Annotated in this window: 12 protein-coding genes; 6 read left to right on the forward strand and 6 right to left on the reverse strand. The window is 62.3% G+C overall.

What is annotated here, in order from left to right:
• Nucleotides 1-282: 282 nt before the first annotated feature.
• On the reverse strand, nt 283-2520 hold the full coding sequence (locus VF629_RS02445; protein ID WP_331056859.1) for a S9 family peptidase: 2238 nt from the start codon (nt 2518-2520) through the stop codon (nt 283-285).
• 102 nt (nt 2521-2622) lie between these two features.
• Between VF629_RS02445 and VF629_RS02450 the strand changes: the two genes are divergently transcribed.
• Nucleotides 2623-3642 (forward strand): hypothetical protein, encoded by a 1020-nt coding sequence (locus tag VF629_RS02450; protein ID WP_331056860.1) that lies wholly within the window; start codon nt 2623-2625, stop codon nt 3640-3642.
• Nucleotides 3643-3722: 80 nt separating this feature from the next.
• Here VF629_RS02450 and VF629_RS02455 read toward each other — a convergent pair whose 3' ends face one another.
• Nucleotides 3723-5267, reverse strand: coding sequence for a hypothetical protein (locus VF629_RS02455; RefSeq protein WP_331056861.1), 1545 nt, complete (start codon nt 5265-5267; stop codon nt 3723-3725).
• 87 nt (nt 5268-5354) lie between these two features.
• The gene (locus VF629_RS02460; RefSeq protein ID WP_331056862.1) at nt 5355-6749 is read right to left on the reverse strand and encodes a hypothetical protein; all 1395 of its coding nucleotides are present in this window, start codon (nt 6747-6749) and stop codon (nt 5355-5357) included.
• Between the two features lie 273 nt (nt 6750-7022).
• Between VF629_RS02460 and proS the strand changes: the two genes are divergently transcribed.
• From proS to VF629_RS02480, 4 genes are all read left to right on the forward strand, one after another.
• Nucleotides 7023-8498: a proline--tRNA ligase gene (proS, locus tag VF629_RS02465; RefSeq protein ID WP_331056863.1), complete on the forward strand. Its 1476-nt coding sequence runs from the start codon at nt 7023-7025 to the stop codon at nt 8496-8498.
• Nucleotides 8499-8840: 342 nt separating this feature from the next.
• Nucleotides 8841-9305 (forward strand): NfeD family protein, encoded by a 465-nt coding sequence (locus VF629_RS02470; RefSeq protein WP_331056864.1) that lies wholly within the window; start codon nt 8841-8843, stop codon nt 9303-9305.
• A gap of 32 nt (nt 9306-9337) precedes the next feature.
• Complete coding sequence (gene floA / locus VF629_RS02475; RefSeq protein ID WP_331056865.1) at nt 9338-10336, forward strand: flotillin-like protein FloA; 999 nt, start codon at nt 9338-9340, stop codon at nt 10334-10336.
• A gap of 182 nt (nt 10337-10518) precedes the next feature.
• Complete coding sequence (locus VF629_RS02480; RefSeq protein WP_331056866.1) at nt 10519-11034, forward strand: CHRD domain-containing protein; 516 nt, start codon at nt 10519-10521, stop codon at nt 11032-11034.
• 99 nt (nt 11035-11133) lie between these two features.
• On the opposite strand, the gene VF629_RS02485 is transcribed toward VF629_RS02480, so the two are convergent.
• A complete protein-coding gene (locus VF629_RS02485; protein ID WP_331056867.1) occupies nt 11134-13212 on the reverse strand; it encodes an OmpA family protein in 2079 nt (692 codons plus the stop codon).
• Between the two features lie 185 nt (nt 13213-13397).
• On the opposite strand from VF629_RS02485, the gene VF629_RS02490 reads away from it, so the two are divergent.
• On the forward strand, nt 13398-15494 hold the full coding sequence (locus VF629_RS02490; RefSeq protein WP_331056868.1) for a hypothetical protein: 2097 nt from the start codon (nt 13398-13400) through the stop codon (nt 15492-15494).
• Nucleotides 15495-15647: 153 nt separating this feature from the next.
• Here the strand turns inward: VF629_RS02490 and VF629_RS02495 are convergent, their stop codons facing one another.
• Entirely contained in the window at nt 15648-18452 is a 2805-nt protein-coding gene (locus VF629_RS02495; RefSeq protein ID WP_331056869.1) for a response regulator, read from the reverse strand.
• Nucleotides 18453-18760: 308 nt separating this feature from the next.
• Nucleotides 18761-20341, reverse strand: coding sequence for an RNA polymerase factor sigma-54 (rpoN, locus tag VF629_RS02500; protein ID WP_331056870.1), 1581 nt, complete (start codon nt 20339-20341; stop codon nt 18761-18763).
• Between the last annotated feature and the right edge of the window lie 112 nt (nt 20342-20453).

Below are 20453 nucleotides of genomic sequence, written 5' to 3' on the forward strand. Positions count from 1 at the left end.
TTCGCAGGAGCTAATAATTGTGAATAAGGCTGTTCAGCAGTATGAATTAACCTGGGTATTCCCGGATGTTAAAGTTATGCAGTATTTCAAATCTGTAAAAAATTAATACAAGTTGAATTAAGATAATTTATATTCATCAACGTTTTTTACTTGATTGAGTGAATACGGACGCGTTTCTATTTAGTAGTTGCTACTGCTAAAAATTGTGGCAGCACAAAAAAGCGCCGACCCAAATCGGGCCGGCGCCTCGCACTTACAGAAGCAAGCGTTTGCCCTACGTGCCTACAAATTGCTGGTGACGAAGTTGGTCATTTGGCGGTAGAGGTGCAGGCGCGTGTTGCCGCCCGAGATGCCGTGGTTGCGGTTGGGGTAGTACAGCGTCTGGTAATCCTTGTTGGCCTTGATGAGGGCGTCGACGAAGGCGATGGAGTTCTGGAAATGCACGTTGTCGTCGCCGGTGCCGTGCACGAGCAGGAACTTGCCCTTCAGGTTTTGGGCAAACTGCACGGGTGAGTTCTCGTCGTAACCCGCGGCGTTTTCCTGAGGCGTTTTGAGGTAGCGCTCGGTGTACACGCTGTCGTAGTAACGCCAGTTGGTGACCGGGGCCACGGCAATGCCCATCTTGAAAAGCTCAGCGTTTTTGGTCATGGCCAGCGAGGTCATATAGCCGCCGTAGCTCCAGCCCCAGATGCCGATGCGCGACTTGTCCACGTAGGGCAGGCCGCCGAGGTACTTGGCCCCTTCGGCCTGGTCGATGGTTTCCAGCTTGCCCAGGTTGGCGTAAGTGGCCTTGCGGAAGGCCGAGCCGCGGCCCGAAGTGCCCCGGTTTTCCACCGACACCACGATGTAGCCCTGTTGGGCCAGCATGTGGTGCCAGAGGTAGTTGGTGAGGGCGGTGCCGCCGCCGGCGTTGTCGAGCACGGTTTGCGTGCTGCCGCTCCCGAAGCTGGGCCCGCCGTACACGTGCATCAGCACTGGGTATTTCTTGTTGGGGTCGAAGTTGCTGGGCTTTATCATCCACGCATTCAGGTCCACGCCTTCCGACGTTTTGAAGGTGAAGAATTCAAACTTGCCCAGGTCGTATTTGGTCAGGGTTTCGCGCAGCTTGGCGTTGTCCTCCAGGGTTTTCACCAGCTTGCCGGTGGCGCCTTCGCGCAGGCTGGTCACGGTGGGCACGCCGGCCGAGGAGTGCACGTTGAGGAAGTACTTGGTGTCGGGGCTCATGTTCACTACGTCGGTGCCGCTGCCGGCGTCGCTGATGCGCTTTTTGCCCGAGCCTTTCAGGTTGATGCGGTACAGGTGGCGCTGCAGGGGCGAGCCCTCGGTGCTGGTGTAGTACACGAACCCGGTTTTGGGGTCGAAGCCGTTAATCTGGCTGATTTCCCAGTTGCCCTTCGTGAGCTGGCGCACCTGCTTGCCGTTCATGTCGTGCAGGTAGAGGTGCTGGTAGCCGTCTTTTTCGCTGGTGAACACGAACTGCTTGCCCCCGGCCAGGTAGTTCAAATCGTCGTTGATTTCTACGTAAGCCGGGTTCGTGTCGGTCAGCACCACCTTGGTTTTGCCGGTGCTGGCGTCAGCGTGCAGGATTTCGAGCTTGTTCTGCAGGCGGTTGAGGCGCTGGATGCTGAGGGTGTTGGGGGCCGTGGTCCACTGCACGCGCGGGATGTACTGGTCGGGCTCGGGGCCCACGTCCATCTTGGTGGTGCGGGCGCTGGCCACGTCGTAGGTGCTCACAAGCACCACCGAGTTTTTCTCGCCGGCCTTGGGGTATTTGAAGCGGTATTCCTTGGGGTAGAGGCCGCCCCACTGCTGCATGTCGTACTCGGGGACCTGGCTTTCGTCGAAGGTGTAGTAGGCCAGCTGCTTGCTATCCGGCGACCAGAAGAAGCCCTGCGCGAAGCCAAACTCCTCCTCGTACACCCAGTCGGCCGAGCCGTTGATGAGGTTGTTTTTGACGCCGTTGGTGGTCACGGCCGTTTCCTTCATCGTGGCCAGGTCCGTCACAAACACGTTGTTGTCGCGGGTGAAGGCCACGCGCTGGCCGTCGGGCGAGAACGTGGCATACCCTTGCTTGCCGGTGCTCAGCGCCGTCAGTTTCTTGGTGCCGCGGTCGAACACGTAGTAGCTCGACTGGGCGCTGCGCCGATAGATGGGCTCCGTGGCGGTGGTGAACAGGATTTTCTGCTCGTTGGCGTTGAAGGAGTAGCCGTCCACGTCCAGGGGCTTGTCGGCGCCGGCCACTTTCAGGTCGGCGGCTTCCACCAGCGTCTGCACGGCTTTGCCGGTGGTCACTTCGTGCTGCACCAAGCTGCCGTTTTCCAGCGCCGAGTAGTAGCGGCCGTCATTCATCCAGTTGAAGCCCGGCACGCTGGCCGAGCGGAAGGTGGGCTTGGCCCAAATGTCTTCCAACGTCAGCGGCAGCTTTTGCTGGGCCTGAGCGGTGGAGGAAGCAACCCCCGGCACCAAAGCCGGGCCATTGACGGCCAGAAGCGCGGCCAGCGCAAAAAAATGAAAACGCATGGAGTGAGTTAGCGTGAGCGAAATAAGGGAGGGAACCGAACGTTAAAGGTACTACCGGCTCGCAGCACCTGCGCACGCCGGCCCTCCCGCTACCTTTGTGCCATGCGTTTCCGCTTCCTGCTTCTCCTGCTGCCCGTGCTGCTGAGCTCCTGCGCCGACAACCCCGTGCCGGACGTGCGGGTTGACTTCATCGGCACCACCACCCTCACTTCCAGCGACCGGCTAGTGGCCGCCAACGATACCTTGGTGACGCGCGCGTTTGCTTCGGCCCGCGACAACCGAGTAGTCAAGCGAGTGCGCATCACGGTAGATTATGAGCCGGGCCTCACCCCCTTTATTTATCCGTTGCCTCTCACCGCTTTCACCCGCAGCGATGGCCCCGCCCCCCAAACCCTGGTGTACGTGGATTCTTTGCTGGCGCCCTTGGCAACTGACCGCAGCGGCAAGGAGAACTTGTTTGAAAACCGTTTTTCGGCACGTTCCACGTCGGGCATAGAGCAGTGGCGGTATACGTTTTCCGACGACGACACCCCGGCCAAAAGCACGACCCGCGGCTACCGCCTCACCGTGCGCAAATCCGACTCATTGGCGGTGTTCCACAGCTACGCCGCCGTCATCCGGCCCCTGCCCCGCACACCGGCACCCGAGGCCGTAGCCCGCGACCAGTCGCGCGTGTTCCTTAGCCTTCGCTACGGCTTGCTGCTGCCCAAGTACGCTCTGATTAACCAGGAAGCTTCGCTGCAAGCCAACCAACAGTTGGTGGATTTGATTTGCCAGGTAACGCCCGCGGGCACTGGCATCAGCCTAAACTCGCCCGGCGACGCAAACACCGTCGCGCTGTCGGGGCAGAGCTGGCCGCTCGGTAACCGCCGCCTCACGCAGCTGCGCCTCACCGCGCTCACGCCCACGCAGTTCAACCAGGCCCAGACCACCGCAAGTTTCACGGCGGCCTTCGCCGCCGGCTCGCCGGCCGTCCAGTCAACGGGCGCGCTAGCAGAGGAAAGGGTGTGGGCCTTTCAGGTTGAGGAAGGAAGCGATACCTACACGGGTCTCATCCTGGTGTCAGACATCGTCACGGGCACTGCGCCCGTGCTTCGCCTCAGCGTGAAAGTGCAGAAGTAAGTTCTTCGGCATGCGCCAACAAAAAAGCCGCTCCAATGAGGAGCGGCTTTTTCGTTGGCGCACCATTAGTGCAACGCGAATTAGAACGTGAAGCCGGCGGTTACGCTGGTCGTGAAGCGGCTGTTGGTCACGTCAATCACGGGTTCGGCGCCGCTGTTCAGCGTGTAGGGCCGGTACACGCGGTCGAAGGTGGTGTACACGCCCGCCACGTCCAGGAAGAAGTTGCTTTGGCGCAGACCCAAACCGGCGGTGTAGAAGTTCTGCGGGCCTTGGCTGTTGCCACCGTCTTTGAAGGCGTCGCCGTAGCGGGCAAAACCCAGGCGCGCCCGGAACACATCGAAGCGTCCCTCGGCCCCGAAGCGCAGGTTGACCGTGTTCTTGTACAGGGATTGAATGTTGGCGTTGGCGTCTTCCTCGGCGTTGGTGAGGCGAGCTTGGCTGTAGCCTACGTACTCCACATCGCCGGTCACGAAGCCGTATTTGCCCAGAGTCACGGCCACGCCGCCATTGGCCCGGAAAGGCGTGGTGAGCTCGTAGTCGAAGTCGTCCGTTGGAAAAGACGCCGTGGTTGCACCAATGGGCAAGTCTGCCGGCACGTTGTCGGTGCCTTGTCCGTCGAAGTTCGAGGTGAGGCTCTCGCTAAACGTGTCGGTGAGCCGCATGAACGTAGGCGTTTGAACCGAAGCACCCAGGCGCACGATGTCGGTGGCCCGATAAATAACCCCGATGCGCGCATTGAAGCCCGTGCCCGTGGTCTTCAGTTCGTCTCTGCTGGTGAGGCTGTTGAAGTAGGTGTTCGGGTCGGTGTCGGCCTCGGTCAGCGTGCGCGTCCGCGTGTAGTTGGAACTGACAATGCCAATGGCGCCGCCGATGTACAGCTTGTCGCGGTAGCTGGCCCCGTACCCAAAGTCAAACTGAGAAACCGACCCCGAACTCGTGGTCAATTCGCTTTGGTTGAGCACGCTGCCCTGCTGGCGCAGCACCACCGCCGAGTCGGCCCGGTTGCCCAAGCGGGCCCGCCGAATGTCGGCCAGGTAAGTGCCATAGGCAATGCCCAGGTCGGTGCGGTAGTCCTCGTTGTCGAATTGGTCGTCCAGGTCGTTGAAGGCGGCGGTGCCGCGGGCCGCATCGGCCGCCGGCCGCAGGCGCGACAGAAACGATGCGTTGTTGCCCACCGTACCTTGGTAGCGCGAGGCAATGTTGAAGTCGGCCGTGCGGGTGAAACCCAGCGCAAAGCTGCCGGCCCGCCAATTGGTGCTCTGGTCGTCATCAGGCCGGCGGTTGGTGAGCACCAGGCCGGCACTGGCTATGTGGAAACTGTTCTTGCTTTCGCTTTGGGCCGAGCTGCTGCCGCCAAGGATGCGCGCGTCGCCCGAGCCCAGGCCAATGCCCGGCGTGAAATGCAACTCCGACCGCTGAAACAGGCCCAGGCCGGCCGGGTTGCTGGTGAGGTTGCCAAAGTCGGCGCCGAGCGCCACGTTGGCCCCGCCAATGCCCTGGGTGCGGGCGGGCCCGCCAAACTGGAGGCGGGAATAGCGCAGCGCGTCGCTGGCACCTTGGGCAAAGGCGTGGCCGGCCGACCCTGCTGTGAGGGCCAGGCTAAGCCAGATTATCCGTGTTTTCATAGGGGGTGGAAGAAAAGGAGCCGGCCGTTGGGCCGGCTCGCTTGGGGAATGAGACTGCAGAAAAAATAAACCAATCAACGGGCCATATTAGTCGGCCCGGCCCCGGCCACCACGGCCGCCACCACCGCCACCGCCGCTATTGGAGGGAGCCGAGTACGAGGGCTGCGAGTAGGAAGGCTGGCTAGCACGCTGCGGCGCCTCATACGAGCGCTGCTGGGGCTGCTCATACGTCCGCTCGGGACGGGGCTGGTCGTAGCGCTGGCGGCGGGGCTGCTCGGCCGCTTGCTGGGGTGCCGCGCTGGGCTGCATGGTCGGGCTCTGGAAGAACCCGCCCCGGCGGCGCTGGCCTTCCTGGGGCTGAGCCTCTGGCTGGGCTTGCGGCTGCAACCGGTCGCGCTCGTTGGCAATCTCTGAGCGGCGGCGACCACCGCGGACGTCGTCGGTCAGCACCTGGCCCGCGTCAAGGGGCTGTGCCGTGGGTTGGGTCATGTCGCGGTACACCGGCTGGTCGGTGCGGGAAAGGCGGCGCGGGCGGTTGTAGCCGTTTTCGTCCCGTAGCTGAGTGGCTTCCACGGCCGGAGCGGCCGTCATGCCTTCGGCGCGGACGCGGCCTTCGGTGGGCATCGGAGCAGAGGGCTGCGGCGTGGGGTTGGACTGGGTCACGCGCTCTTCGCTGCGCATGCGGCCACCGGTTGGGCTGCCGCCGGTAACGGGCGTGTTGGGGCTGCTAACGCCGCTGCCGGCCGAATAACGGCCCTCAACTGCGCGGTCACGCCGCGGGCCCGAAGCCTGGCGATTGCCGCGACCGTTGTCATTACCGTTGCCATTGTAGCGGTTGCCGTAGCCATAGCTGTTGCCGTAGTAGCCACCCCGGCCGTAGTACCCGCCGTAGAAGGGGCTGGAGTAATAGAAGGGGTCGTAAAAGCCGCCACCGTAGCCATAGCCGTACAAGGGACGGCCAAAACCACCGTACCCGCCGTAGCCCCACGGCCGCCCAAAGCCCAGGCTGATGTTAATGCCCGAACCATAGCCCCAAGGGCTGTAGAAGGGGCTGTAGAAGGCTGAACTGCAGAAAGGGTCGTACACGCCGTAGGGCGAGAAGCCACAGCCGCCCAGGCCCCAAGCCCCGCCATAGGCGTAGTTCAGGCTGGTGTAGGGGCTATACGGGGTGTAGTAGGTTACGCCGGGATTCACGCCCTGCATGTAGGTGTAGGTGTTGTCGTAATACTGGTCGGAACCGTTGTTCTGCTGACGCTGGCGCGCCGTCGAGTTGTCGGTGTTGCCGTTGTAGTCGGGGTTGGCGGCCTCGTCGGTGCTGGCGGGCTCTTGTGCCGGCGCCGCGCTCACCACGGCAGTGGTGCGGTCTTTGGAAGAATAATAGACCCCGTCGTCTTCCGACGAGCTAAGGGCCGCCGTGCCCGCACAGCCACCCAGCGCAAGCAGGGCCAAAGCGGGCAGGAGAGCGGTGAGCAGGTTTTTCATGGCTGAAAAGGAGAAAAGTGAGACGACCTACGGTAAAGTAACAACGCAAACGGCGGCAGCTGAATAAAGGTGATAATTGTCAGGACTTTTTCATTAACTAAAACGAAAAAAGCGCCTCGCAACTCCTCTCCGAAAGCAACCAATGGCTCGTGCGCGGTCAATACCAGGTCCGAGCTTTAGTAACGTAATTTGACCCCGAAACGGTGCCACTTAATCAAGTCAAATCTTGTACCAGAGTTTGGAACTTTTTCAATTACTTCTAAGATGCCTCCAATGAGCAAAAAGTTGCCTACCCGCCAAGAAGATTATTCGCTTTGGTACAACGAGTTAGTGAAGCGCGCCGGCCTGGCCGAAAACTCCGCCGTGCGCGGCTGCATGGTCATTAAACCCTACGGCTATGCCATTTGGGAAAAAATGCAGCGCCAATTGGACGATATGTTCAAGCGCACCGGCCACGAAAACGCCTATTTCCCCATCTTCATCCCCAAAAGCCTGTTTGAGGCCGAGGAGAAAAACGCCGAAGGCTTCGCCAAAGAGTGCGCCGTGGTGACCCACTACCGCCTCCAAACCGACCCCGACCGGCCCGGCAAGCTGCGCGTGGACCCCAACGCCAAGCTGGAAGAAGAGCTGGTGGTGCGCCCTACGTCGGAAGCCATCATCTGGAGCACCTACAAAAACTGGATTCAGAGCTACCGCGACCTGCCGCTGCTCATCAACCAATGGGCCAACGTGGTGCGCTGGGAAATGCGCACGCGCCTGTTTCTGCGCACAGCTGAATTCTTGTGGCAAGAAGGCCACACCGCCCACGCCACCGCCGAAGAAGCCGTGGCTGAAACCCGCCAGATGCTGGACGTGTACGCCGAATTTGCCGAAGAGCACATGGCGCTGCCCGTGGTAAAAGGCGTGAAAACGCCCAACGAGCGGTTCGCCGGCGCCGAGGACACCTACTGCATCGAGGCGCTGATGCAGGACGGCAAGGCCCTGCAGGCCGGTACCAGCCACTTTCTGGGCCAGAACTTCGCCAAAGCCTTTGACGTGACGTTCGCCAACAAAGAAGGTGGCCTTGAGCACGTGTGGGGCACCAGCTGGGGCGTGAGCACCCGCCTGATGGGCGCCCTCGTGATGGCGCATTCCGACGACGAAGGCCTGGTGCTGCCGCCCAAGCTGGCGCCCATTCAGGTGGTCATCGTGCCCATTTATAAAACCGGCGAGCTGGACGCGCTGCTCGAGCGCATCCGGCCCATTCAGCAAGGGCTCATTGCCCGCGGCATCGCCGTGAAAGTGGACAGCCGCGATACCGAGCGCCCCGGCTTCAAGTTTGCCGAGTGGGAGATGAAGGGCGTGCCCGTGCGCCTGGCCATTGGCGCGCGCGACCTCGACGCCGGCACCGTGGAAGTGGCTCGCCGCGACACCAAAGAGAAGCTGAGCTTACCCCTGGCCGACATCGTGGCCAGCGTCGCCCAACTGCTGGACGACATTCAAGTCAATATCTACCAGCGGGCCAAGAAATTTCGTGACACCCGCACCACCCGCGTCGGCAGCTACGACGAGTTCAAGCGGATGCTGGACGAGGAGCCGGGTTTCCTGCTGGCCCACTACGACGGCACTTCCGAAACCGAAGAGCGCATCAAAGAAGAAACCAAAGCCACCGTGCGCTGCCTGGCCCTGGCCGAGCCCGACGAAGACGGCATCTGCATGGTGACGGGCAAGCCCAGCACCCGCCGCGCCTATTTCGCCCGGGCGTACTAGAACAGGCCCGTATTGCACGCAAGCGCCTAGGCGTTTGTTAGATTAGATGTAAGAACTGAGCCCATAGACCGTCATGCTGAGCTTGTCGAAGCATCTCTCCCGCGCAACTAACTGCCGGTCCGACGCCGTAGGCGTCCGACCGGTTGTCGCAACCCGAGACGGCCCGTTGATTTCGGCCGACCAACACCCGGTCGGACGCCTACGGCGTCGGACCGGCACGTAGCCAATACAGAAACGGCCATAGCGTTGCGGCAGAGAAGCTTCGGCCAGCTCAGCATGGCGTTTTTTCGGTTTATCAAATTCGCGCCTCTTTCCTAACAATTCACCCATTTTCTCCTCACCATGCCCTGGCTCACCATTGCGATGCTGTTGTTATTCGGCCTGCTGTTTGTTGCGGCTGAGGTTATTTTCATTCCGGGCACCACCATCGTGGGCGCGGTCGGCTTTGTGCTGCTGGTAATAGGCGTGTGGCTGGGCTACCGCGACTTGGGTACGCCCTTAGGTCATTACGCGCTAATTAGTGTGGTGCTGCTGGCCGGCCTGATTGTGTACGTCGGGCTGCGACCTAAAAACCTGGCGAAGGTGGCCCTGACCAGCGTGAACAACGCCACCGTGCGCGACGTGCGCCGGCCCGACGTGGCCCCCGGCACGGTGGGCCGCACGTTGTCGGCGTTGCGGCCTGCGGGCACGGTGCTGTTCGGCGAAGAGCGGCGCGAGGCGGTGACGCGGGGCGAGTTTGTGGCCTCGGGCAGCGAGGTGCGGGTGCTGGGCATCGAGCAGAACCGTATTGTGGTGGCAGCGGCGTAGCACGGCGCCCAAATCCGCCTTACCTTACGCCCATGGAGTTTCCCTTCTTTCCGTTGGCCATCGCAGCCGTGGTGCTGCTGGTGTTCTTGTACTTCTTTCCCATCAGCTTGTGGGTCACGGCCATTTTTTCGGGCGTGCGGGTCAGCTTGTTTCAGTTGGCATTTATGCGGGTGCGGAAAGTGCCGCCGTCGCTCATTGTCAACTCGATGATTACCTCCACCAAAGCGGGCTTGCAGTTGACGGCCAATGATTTGGAAACCCACTTTTTGGCTGGCGGCAACGTGCCCAGCGTCATCAAGGCCCTGATTTCGGCCGACAAAGCCAACATCCCGCTCACCTTCAAGCAGGCCACCGCCATCGACTTGGCCGGCCGCAACGTGTTTGAGGCCGTGACCACCAGCGTCAACCCCAAGGTCATCAACACGCCCAGCGTGGCCGCCGTGTCGCAGGACGGCATTCAGCTCATCGTCATTGCCCGCGTCACGGTGCGGGCCAACATTGCCCAGCTGGTGGGCGGCGCCGGCGAAGAAACCATTCTGGCGCGGGTAGGGGAGGGCATCGTGACGAGCATTGGCTCCTCCAAGTCGCACAAGGAAGTGCTGGAAAACCCCGACAAGATTTCCAAGCTGGTGCTATCCAAGGGCTTGGACGCGGGTACGGCTTTCGAGATTCTCTCCATTGATATTGCCGACGTGGACATTGGAGAAAACATCGGCGCCAAGCTCCAAATCGACCAGGCCGCCGCCGACCTACGCGTGGCCGAAGCCCGGGCCGAAGAGCGCCGCGCCATGGCCGTGGCCGTGGAGCAGGAAAACCGCGCCAAAACCCAGGAAGCCAAGTCCCGCGTGGTCGACGCCGAAGCCGAAATCCCGAAAGCCATTGCCGAAGCTTTCCGCAGCGGCAACCTCGGCGTGATGGACTACTACAAGATGCGCAACGTGCAGGCCGACACCGAAATGCGCGACTCCATTGCCAACCCTGGCGGCAGCGGCAGCATCAAGCCGGGCCGCGAAGAAGGGCGGCAGTCGTAGACAATACGTAGGAAAAGCGGGTTATTATCGAGGGCGCGCACTTCTGGTGCCCGCAGCAAGGCCCGCGCCGGCGGGTACAGCCTGTGCTCACTTATAATATTTTGGCATTTAGTCCTATAAATACAACTGTTGTTGGGTAAGCTGGTTGATTAGCAACCAAGTACCTTTCAAACCCAACACTTATGAAGAATTCCCTGTACGTTTTGCTTGCGAGCGGACTGCTTCTTAGCAGCTGCCAAAAAGAGTCCGTCGAACCCCAACTGGAAGCGGCGGCCACCCAAACGGCCGATGCCAAGTCAGCCAACCGCAATTTTAGCGCCCACCTCACCGGTGACCAAGAAGTGCCCGCCGTGGCAACCAACGCCACGGGCCAAGCCATTTATCAGCTCAGCAAAGACGGCCTGTCGATGTCCTACAAGCTGATTGTGGCCAACATTCAAACATCCGTGATTTTTGGCCACTTGCACGTGGGCGCCAGAGGCGCCAACGGCGGAGTGGTGGTTGACTTGGTAGGTGCTACCGGTCCTAGCCCACAAGGCGTAATTGCGGAAGGCACCATCACCCGTGCCCAACTCAAAGGAGCATTGGCCGGCCAGCCGTTGTCGGCCCTGGTGGCTGCCATGGAAGCGGGCAACGTCTACACCAACGTGCACTCCACTGCGAACCGAGGCGGAGAAATCCGCGGGCAGGTGCGCTAGCCCAGCCGCCGGAGCAGGCCGCTGCTTCGCGTCTCCCCGCCCAAAAAAGAAAGCCTGACCACACGGTCAGGCTTTCTTTTTTGTCATCCCCCAAGGCGTTTACTTCTTGGTGATGGTGAATTCCACGCGCCGGTTTTTGGCGCGGGTTTCTTCCTGGTCGTTGCTGGCAATGGGCTTGCTGCCGCCGAAGCCTTCGGTGGTAATGCGGCTGCCGTTGACGCCGCGGGAGCTGAGGTATTTCTTCACCTCGTTCACCCGGTCCTGGCTGAGCTTGAGGTTCAGGGCGGGGTCGCCCTGGTTGTCGGTGTGGCCCGAAATCTTGATTTCCAGGTTCGGATACTCCTTCATGATGCGGATGAGGCGCGCCAGTTCCGGATAGGAATTGGTGTTGAGGTAATACTTGCTCTGCTGGAAGAAGATGTTGTTGAGCTTCACCGTCTGGCCCACGTTGAAGGGCACCAGGAAGAGGTCCTCTTTCTGCTCCGAGTACTTGTCTTTGGCCGTCACGTCGAGGTTGGCGTTTTCGGCGATGTAGCCTTTGGCTTCGGCGCGCATGCCGTACTGCACGCCGCTGGGCAGCACAATGGTGTAGGAGCCGTCGATGGGGTCGGTTTCCGTCACGCCGATTTCCTCGCCCGTGAGCAGGTTTTCGTAGTGAATGATGGCCCGGATGGGCTTTTTGGTGTTCACGTCGAGCACCCGGCCGGTCACCAGCGTCACCACTTCGGGCTGGAAGGCAGGCGCCAGCGAAATACGGAAGATGTCCTTGGAGTTGTCGATGCCGTTGCGCGACGACACCAGGTAGGCGTCTTGGCCAGCGGCCGAAATGGTGTAGTAAGCGTCAAAATCGGGCGAGTTCACCACCGGGCCCAGGTTGCGGGGCGGGCTCCAGTTGGTCCAGGTGTCGTCGAGGCGCTTGGTGTAGAAAATGTCCGATTTGCCGTAGCCGCCGCGTCCTTCGCTGGCGAAATACAGGGTCTTTTCGTCGGCCGCCAAGAAGGGGGCAAAATCCGACTTCTCGGTGTTCACGTTTGGCCCCAGGCTCTTGGGCTTGGTCCAGTTGTTGGGCGCGTCGGGCACCGGGAAGCTCACAAACAGGTCCTGGCCGCCGCGTCCGTCGGGGCGCTCCACGGCCATCAGCAGGGCCTTGCCCGAAGTAGCCAGGAAGAAGTCGACGTGCTCTTTGTCGAGGTTGACAAAGTCTTTGATTTCCTGCTTCACCGGCGGCGTCCAGCCCATGCGGGTGCGCTTGGTGAGGCTGCAACCCAAGGGGTCGAGGGTGCCGTCGCGGTTGTAAATGTTGATGAGGATGGCGTTCTGGCCGTTGGCCGACACCGAGGCTAGGCCGTTGGGGTCTTCGGTGGTGTTCACGGGGCCGCCCAGGTTTTTGGCTTGGCTCCAGGTTTTGTTTTTGCCGCTCACCAGCGTGGAGTACCACACGTCCTGCGGGTCGCGGTTGCCGCCAATGTTGCCGGGGTGGCTCTGGCGGGCGAAGTACAGCGTGCGGCCGTCGGGCGAGATAACGGGGTGGGTGTCCACGTAGCGCGTGTTCACGTTGGGCCCCAAATTCACCAGCGACGAGTCGAACTGCGTGGAGGCCACGGCGTCGGGGCCCTTGGGCGCATCAAAAGCTTGCTTCACCATGGTCGAGGCCACGTCGGCGATGCCGATGGCGTCAATCTGGTTCACGCCTTCCACCTTGGCGGTGTTCATGTACACTTTCACGCCTAGCGTGCGGTAGTCGGCGGCCGGAAAGCGGATTTCCAGCGTGCGGAAGGGCTCGGGCAGCGGGCCAGGGTTGGGATTGGAATACACTTCGTGGCGTTCCCCCTTGGTGTCAACCAGCTCAACCTTTACAATCGAGCCGGGATTGAAGTTTTCCACAATGGTGACCTGCTGGGCCGCGATGGAACGCGCAAAGCGCACTTCGATGAATTCGTTGGTCCCTTCCTTGCGCGGAATCCAGGCGTCGTTGCTGATTTGGCCCAGCGGCAAGGCGTTGGGCGTGCTCAGCACTTGGCTGGGCGAGAAAGGGTCCTTGCCTTCGGATTTGTAAGAGGAAACGGCGACCAGACGCGCGGCCCACTGTACCCGTTGCGCCTGAACCGGCGCGGCCATTAGTAGCGAAAAAACCAGCGGCACGGCGGCCAACAGGCGTGTCATAACAGAAATATTCATAGGTAGGATAGTAGGAAAAAGCCGTGAAGGCAATGAGCCCAGCAAGTTAAGGTGTCAACGCCGGAACCCCACGGATATTCTTACCACTAACCTAAGCAAAAACTATTTTCTAAGCCACACCGGCCCATGTATTACCTTCCCGCAACGGTGCCGCAGAGAGGCAAATAGCGCACCCTTCAGGCTTGATGATTTGGTGTTTTTCGGAGTGGCGCACCAGCAGCGGGGCAGCTTGCCGCGCGGCTCTTTGGCGCGCCGCGCCGGCAGCAATCATCGGCCTGATGTTGCTGCTGGGGCCGACAAAAGCGGGGGCCCAGGTGCTGATTGGGGCCACACCGTTTGGGCCGGTTTTTAGCGGATTGCGGTCGGCGGCGGCCGACACGTCGCTGCTGCTCGTGGCCCGGGCCCGGCGGGTGGGCGTGAGCACCTTCGTGCAAACCAGCGGCGCCCGCGGTTACCTGCGCCTGGGGCCGCGGCAGCAGCTGCGCTACCGGGTGGGCACCGACATGATTTACGACTCGCGGGGCACGCCGCCGTTTGTGCGCGAGGACTACGGGGCCGACGTCGCCCACGTCTTCACGCTGGATGCAGCCAACCACTGGCAGCTTGGCCAGCAACTCCACTACGACCAGAGCCGGGCCAACGCCACCCGCACCGGCCTGTGGCTGGGCCGCCTGGGCTACCAGCGCCGCCTACGGCCCGGCAACGCGGCCGACTCGCTGTCGCAAATGCGCCTGACGGTGCTGGGCGGCCTGGCCACCGACCGCCGCAACGGGCGCGACGACGCCGGCTTCGCCTACGGCTTCGATGCGGCGGCGCTCTACTTTGCCAACGGCCCGGCGGTGGCCCCGTGGGCCGTGCGGGTACTGGGCACGCGCGCGGCGCTGGGGCCCCGCACCATGCAACGGCTCCTGGCCGAAGCGGCGGGCGAACAGGCTTTTCTGCCCAGCTCGCCGCTCACGGTGCAGGGCCGGGTGGGCTACCGCACCAATCGCGCCGAAGACTACTTACTGGGGTCGGTGCAGCGCATTCAGTCCGATACGGTGCTGGCGCAGGCGGGCGCGTCCTACCGCATCAACTCGTTTGCAACGCTGCGGTCCGACAACAGCGTGCTGCTGCCCACGCGCGCCTTCCGCTACCGCCGCCAATCCGAAACGGCCGACACCCTGCAGGACGTGGGCTACCGCCAGCGCGAAGTGGATACCCGCCAGGAGCTGCGCTTCGCCCGCCCCAAGCTTCAAACCACGCTCAGCTTCAACTACCGCGAGCGGACCCGGGCCTACTACCTCGACAATTCGCGTAACCTGAACGCGGCGCGGCTGGCCACCGCGCTGGCCCGTGAGCAAGCCAAAGACATTACCGAGCAAACCACGCTGTGGCAAGGCGGCCTCACGTGGGTGCCCACCCCGCGCCACGCGCTGGCCTTGGTCGGCTCGGCGCAGCTGCTGCGGGTCGACGCCCCCAGCAAAGACAACCAGCAAACCCGCGACGAAGCCCAGCACCTGGCGCGGCTCACCTGGACGGGCCGCTGGGCCGGCGCCTTCCGCACCACGCTGGGCGTGGCCGGCGAGTACCGCCAAACGGTGTTCATTCGGGCCGGCCTGAGCGCCGAGAACTACACCGACCACCTGCTGCACTGGGAGCCGGGCTTCACCTGGGCGCCGGGCAAACTCAGCGTCCGGTCAACTTACCATTTGTGGGTGAGCTACCAGGTGCGCGACCTCGCCACCGAGCAGGGCCGCAACCGCACCAGCCGGGTGCTGGAGCAAACCCAAAACATCAGCTACCAGCTGCGGCCGCACTTGCTGCTGCTGGCCGACTACGTGCGCCGCGAAAACCGGGTGGGCCAGCTCAATTGGTCGCAATTCCGCGAAAGTCCGCTCGACACCAGCGTCACGCACGATTTTTCGGCTGGCGCGAGGCAAAGCTGGGTGGGGCCCCGCGGCAGCACCAGCCTGCGCCTGGGCTACCGCTTGCTGGAGCAGCGCAACTACGGCCGGGCAGCGCTGCTGCTGGATGCCCCCACGGGGCCGCCTACCGCCCTTATCTACCTGCGCAACATCACCCGCCAGCAAGGCCCCGAAATGGCCGTGGAGCGCCACACCACCAACTTCAACCTCACGGCCAGCGTGTGGCTGCAGTGGCTGCGCACTTATTCGACCTACACCATGGGCACAGGCCCCTTCGCCGGCAGCAGCTATTCGGCCCTCGACCTGGACCGCCAAACCCGCCGGCTATTGCCCTACTTCGAGCTCACGGCCGAGTGGCGCGTAGGCCGGCGATAAAAAGTATTTCGAGCGAAACACCGTTGCGCCCGCTGCTTGAAACACTGTTGCGTGCACCGCCAAGCTGTACTTGGTCAGGTGAGGATACTGCACCGCAGCAAGCACAGCTTAGTGGTGCACGCAAAGCGCCAAGTGGATGGTTTGGGAAGGCACTTAGGCGGACACTTCCCGCGGCAATACCGTTAGCAGCTCTGTTAAGGCTTCTATTAGGCCAGCCGTTGCTTCCTGCCGCTGTGCCTCGGTAGACGCTTCAGCTTCTACTGTTTCCAGGTAGGGGGCCACGGCGGCAGCTCCCACCAGGCGCAGCGACGGGCGCAGCTTGTGCGCCACCGCAGCCACAGCAGGCCAGTCGGCCGCTGCTAAGGCAGTGCGCAGGTCGGCGATACTGCCGGGCGTGTTGGTGTGAAACGACGCCAGAATGCGGTTCATGAACACGGTGCTGCCGTGCGCCGTTTGGTGCAGCAGCGCCAGGTCGAAGAGCGGCGCCTCGGCGGTGGCAGCTGGTGGCGTGGCATCTTCGGGCGCCGCAGGGACGGGGTTCTGCGCTTGCAAAGAAGCCAGTGGCGGTACGGCTACCGGCACGGCAACCACGTCCACGAGCGGCTCGGTCACGCCGGCCATTAGCGAGGCAATTTTACTGAGCAGCTCTGCTTCGTCGAATGGTTTGGGCAGGGTGTCGTTCATGCCCGCCGCGGCGTACTTCTCGGCATCGGCCCGAAAGGCGTTGGCGGTGAGGGCCAGGATGGGGGTAGCGGCCTTGACGGGGTTGGCGTGCGCGCGAATGCGGGCTGTGGCCTCCAAGCCGTTCATGCCGGGCATTTGGATGTCCATGAGTACCACGTCGTAACGGTATTGTTCGAACAACACCAAGGCCTCGATGCCGCTGGCCGCCTCGTCTACCACCACGCCGTGGCCTTCCAGCAGCAGCTGGGCTACTTCGCGGTTCACGGGGTTGTCTTCCACCAGCAGCACGCGGGCGCCGCGCACAGCGGCCTCCTGCACCGGGGCCGAGGGGGCCAGCGCGGCTTGTCGGTCTTCGGCGCTGGCCTTGGGCAGGGTGGTCACGAAGGAGAACGAGCTGCCCTTGCCCGGCTCGCTCTGCACCGTGAGCTTGCCGCCCATCTGCGAAACCAAGGCCCGGCTGATGCTCAGCCCCAGGCCCGTGCCGCCAAACTGCCGGGTGGTGTCGGCGTAGGCTTGGGTGAATTCCTGGAAGATGCTCTCCAGCTTGTCGGGCGCAATGCCGATGCCGGTATCGGTCACCCGAAACTCGGTGGTGAGCGTGTCGTCGGTTTCGCTCACGTAGTAGCCGCCCACCGTCACGGTGCCGCCCGCGGGCGTAAACTTGATGGCGTTGGAGAGCAGGTTAATCAGAATCTGGTTGAGGCGGTAGGAGTCGCCCAGCACCCAGGGGTGGGGGCAGGAGTCGCGCAGCAGCGTGCCCAGCACCCGGATGCCTTTCTCCTGCGCCTGCATCACCAGCGGTTGGGCCGCCTTGCCCATCGAGTCGCAGAGGTTGAAAGCCGCCTGGTCCAAATCGAGCTTGCCCGACGTGATTTTGGCCATGTCCAGCACGTCGTTCACCACGCTCAGCAAGTGCCGCCCCGAGTGCTGAATGATGGCCGTATAGTTAAGCTGCTGTTCGCTGAGGCCCGTTTTGGCCAGCAGGCTGGTCATGCCCAGCACGCCGTTGAGCGGGGTGCGGATTTCGTGGCTCATGTTGGCCAGGAAGTTTTCGCGGGCCGTGGCGGCGGCTTCGGCGGCTTGTTGGGCTAGCTTCAGGTCGGTGATGTCGGTGCTCACCCCCAACACCTGGGCGGTGCCGTCGGCCAGCACCAGCGGGCAGCGCACGCTTTGGAACCAGCGCACTTCGCCGTTGGCCAGCTTCACCGAGGCCGTGATGGTGAGGGGCTGGCCCGTTTGCAGCACCTTTTGGTCGGCTTCGGCCGATATTTTAAGCTCTTCTTTGGTAAGGGCTGCTTCCATGGTCTCCGTCTCGGCCAGCCCGCTGATGTGGCGGCGCAGGGCCTTCATGCCAGCATTTTCGAACACCGTGTGGCCTTCCGCGTCGCGTACCCAAATCAGGTTGGGGTTGAGGTCGAGCACGAGGTTGGTGAACGACTGCTGGGCCAGCACCTGCGCTTCGCTGTCCCGGCTGCGCACCTCGGCCTGCCGCCGGATGGTGATGTCGAGTCCGTAGCACATCATTTCGCGCAGCACCCCGTCGGGCCCGAAGACAGGTTGGTAGTAGCACAGCCAATACAGGGCAATTTCCCCGTTCTCGCCCGGCCACCGCTCTTCCCAGTTCACCATTTCGCGGGTGGTCACGGCGCGTTCAAACAAGCGCCGCCGCCGCGCGGCCAGCTCCCGGGGCAAGCCAATGGCGGCCGCATGCTCGGCAAACGTGAGGCCGACGCGGGCTTGTCGCTTGGCGGGGTCGGGCTCGGCGTAGCGGTTTAGGTAGCGGTAGCGCTGGTCGGGGTCGAGCACCGTCACCACCGCCGGCAAGTGGGCCAGAATGGCCTCGTAAAACTCGCGCTGCTCGCGCACTTCCTGCTCGGCCCGGCGCTGGGCCGTCACGTTGGTAAGGTAAAGCATGGCGTAGGCCTCCTCGACCACCGGCACCGTGAACAGCAGGTAGTATTCGCCATCGGCCATGATTTCCCGATTGACCACCTCGCCGGTTCGCAGCGTCTGTACGGCGGCGTGTACTAGCTGCGGTCGCACCCGCGACGGCCCCGTGCTCAGCACCTCCTGCGCCAGCAGGGCGGCGGCCGGGTTGGAGAGCAACAGTTCGCCGGCGCCGTTCAAGCGCAGAATGGGGTTGGGGTTTAGCTCCGGGATGCGGCTCACCGACTTCAGGCGGGCCGCCACGGCTTCGGCTTGCTCGCGGCGGGCGCGTTCGGCCAGCACCAGGGCTTGTAATTCGGTAGGGTCGGTAGGTAGGGTAGCGTTCACAGTCATAGCATCACAAAGATGCTAGACAATAAACAGAACGCTACGCGAAGGCCTGCGGCTCAATGAGGAATGAAGAGTTGTCATTGCGAGGCCGCAGGCCGTGGCAATCCGTCCTGGTCTCAGCGACTCACTTTCTGTTGTGATAAACCTACACAAAAAGCCCTGGCAGGCACGAATCCGGCAATGCTCCGTGCCGGGGTCGTGCCTGTCAGGGCTTTTCACAATAGTAGGCTAGTCGCTGAGACCGGGACGGATTGCTTCGCTGCGCTCGCAATGACAAGGCTTCATTCCTCATCAAGCCGCAAGCGCTACAGCTCTTTGCGCAAGCGGGCCACCGGAATGTTGAGCTGCTCGCGGTACTTGGCCACGGTGCGGCGGGCAATGTTGTAGCCGCGGGCGTTGAGCATTTTTTCCAGCTTGTCGTCGCTGAGTGGCCGCTTTTTGCTTTCCTTGCCAATGAGGTCTTTCAAAATGCTCTTCACCTCGCGGCTGCTGGCGTCCTCGCCCGAGTCGGTGGCAATGCCTTCGGAGAAGAAGTATTTAAGCGGGTAAATGCCAAATTCCGTCTGGACGGATTTGGAGTTCGCTACCCGGCTCACCGTCGAAATATCCATGCCGATGCGCTGGGCGATGTCCTTCAGAATCATCGGCTTGAGTTTGCCCTCGTCGCCCTCGGCAAAGAAGTCGCGCTGCAGCTCCACAATGGCGTTCATGGTGCGCAGCAGCGTGTTTTGCCGCTGCCGGATGGCGTCGATAAACCACTTGGCCGAATCCAGCTTTTGCTTGACGAAGGTCACGGCCTCCTTCATTTTCTGGTCCTTCTTGGCCGCCTTGTCGTAGGTCCGGAACATCTCGGTGTAGGCCGGGCTCACGCGCAGCTCGGGGGCGTTTCGGGCATTCAGGGTCAGGTTGAAAACGCCGTTGTCATTCGTCAGAATGAAGTCCGGCATCAGGTATTGCGTCTTGCCCAGCCCGCTGGGGCCGCTGCCGCCCGGCTTGGGGTTCAGCTTCAGAATGACGTTGATGGCTTCTTTCAGCTCCTCGTCTTCCAGGTCCAGTTTCTGCTGAATGCGCGGGTAGTGCTTCTTGGTGAATTCGTCGAACGTCTCCGTCAGGATGCGTTCGGCGTTCACCGTGTTCTCGTCCTGGGGCCGGCGTTCCAGTTGCAGCAGCAGGCATTCGGGCAGGTCGCGCGCGGCAATGCCGGGCGGGTCGAAGCCCTGCACCACGCGCAGCACGGCCTCAATTTCGGGCACGGTTACTTCCAGGTTTTGCGAAAACGCCAGGTCGTTGGCAATGGCCGAGAGGTCGCGCCGGATGTAGCCGTCGCCGTCAATGGACCCGATGAGCTGCTGGCCGATGGCCTCCTGCCGCTCGTCCAAGTCGGCAAAATGCAGCTGGTCGAGCAGCGAATCCAGCAGCGAGCCGCTGGTGTCGGCCAGGGGCGTGTCGCGCTCCTCTTCCTCGCCGGGGCCGTCGCCCTGCATCTTATAGCCGGCTATTTCGTCGTCGTTGAGGTAGTCGCTCAGGTCGAGGTCGGTGTTGTCGGGGGCGTCGTCGGCGGGGCTGTCGTCTTTCGGCGCGAGGTCGGGCTCGGGCATCTCGTCGGCCATTTCCGGGGCGTCGCGGCGGTCGTCGAAGTCCTCGTCCAAGGTGTTTTCGTCGTTGTCGAGGCTGGCGTCGGGGTCGTCCGAGTCGTCGCTGTCATCGTCGCGGTCCAGCTCTTCGGGCTCGTCGGGCTCGTCCTCTTCCAGGGCCGGGTTTACCTCCATTTCCTCTTTGATGCGCGTTTCCAGCTCAGCCGTAGGGATTTGCAGCAGCTTAATAAACTGAATCTGCTGCGGGCTAAGCTTTTGCGAGAGGAGCTGTTTGAGGTCGAGGCGTTGCATAATGCACGAAAATACGGAAAGACCGGGCCGGCGGTCAATTTTACTAAGGTTGCGCTTGAAAAGTTGAGGGCAGAACGAGTACCGCGAAATTTCATTTCGCCCCGCGCCGGGG

The sequence above is a fragment of the Hymenobacter sp. genome, from assembly GCF_036388155.1.
GTDB lineage: Bacteria > Bacteroidota > Bacteroidia > Cytophagales > Hymenobacteraceae > Hymenobacter.

Coding starts and splice junctions, on each gene's coding strand:
- VF629_RS02470 (WP_331056864.1), top strand. CDS start 8,841: ATGCCCTGGCTCACCATTGCGATGCTGTTGTTATTCGGCCTGCTGTTT.
- VF629_RS02445 (WP_331056859.1), bottom strand. CDS start 2,520: ATGCGTTTTCATTTTTTTGCGCTGGCCGCGCTTCTGGCCGTCAATGGC.
- VF629_RS02485 (WP_331056867.1), bottom strand. CDS start 13,212: ATGAATATTTCTGTTATGACACGCCTGTTGGCCGCCGTGCCGCTGGTT.
- rpoN (WP_331056870.1), bottom strand. CDS start 20,341: ATGCAACGCCTCGACCTCAAACAGCTCCTCTCGCAAAAGCTTAGCCCG.
- VF629_RS02460 (WP_331056862.1), bottom strand. CDS start 6,749: ATGAAAAACCTGCTCACCGCTCTCCTGCCCGCTTTGGCCCTGCTTGCG.
- VF629_RS02480 (WP_331056866.1), top strand. CDS start 10,519: ATGAAGAATTCCCTGTACGTTTTGCTTGCGAGCGGACTGCTTCTTAGC.
- VF629_RS02450 (WP_331056860.1), top strand. CDS start 2,623: ATGCGTTTCCGCTTCCTGCTTCTCCTGCTGCCCGTGCTGCTGAGCTCC.
- floA (WP_331056865.1), top strand. CDS start 9,338: ATGGAGTTTCCCTTCTTTCCGTTGGCCATCGCAGCCGTGGTGCTGCTG.
- VF629_RS02455 (WP_331056861.1), bottom strand. CDS start 5,267: ATGAAAACACGGATAATCTGGCTTAGCCTGGCCCTCACAGCAGGGTCG.
- proS (WP_331056863.1), top strand. CDS start 7,023: ATGAGCAAAAAGTTGCCTACCCGCCAAGAAGATTATTCGCTTTGGTAC.
- VF629_RS02490 (WP_331056868.1), top strand. CDS start 13,398: ATGATTTGGTGTTTTTCGGAGTGGCGCACCAGCAGCGGGGCAGCTTGC.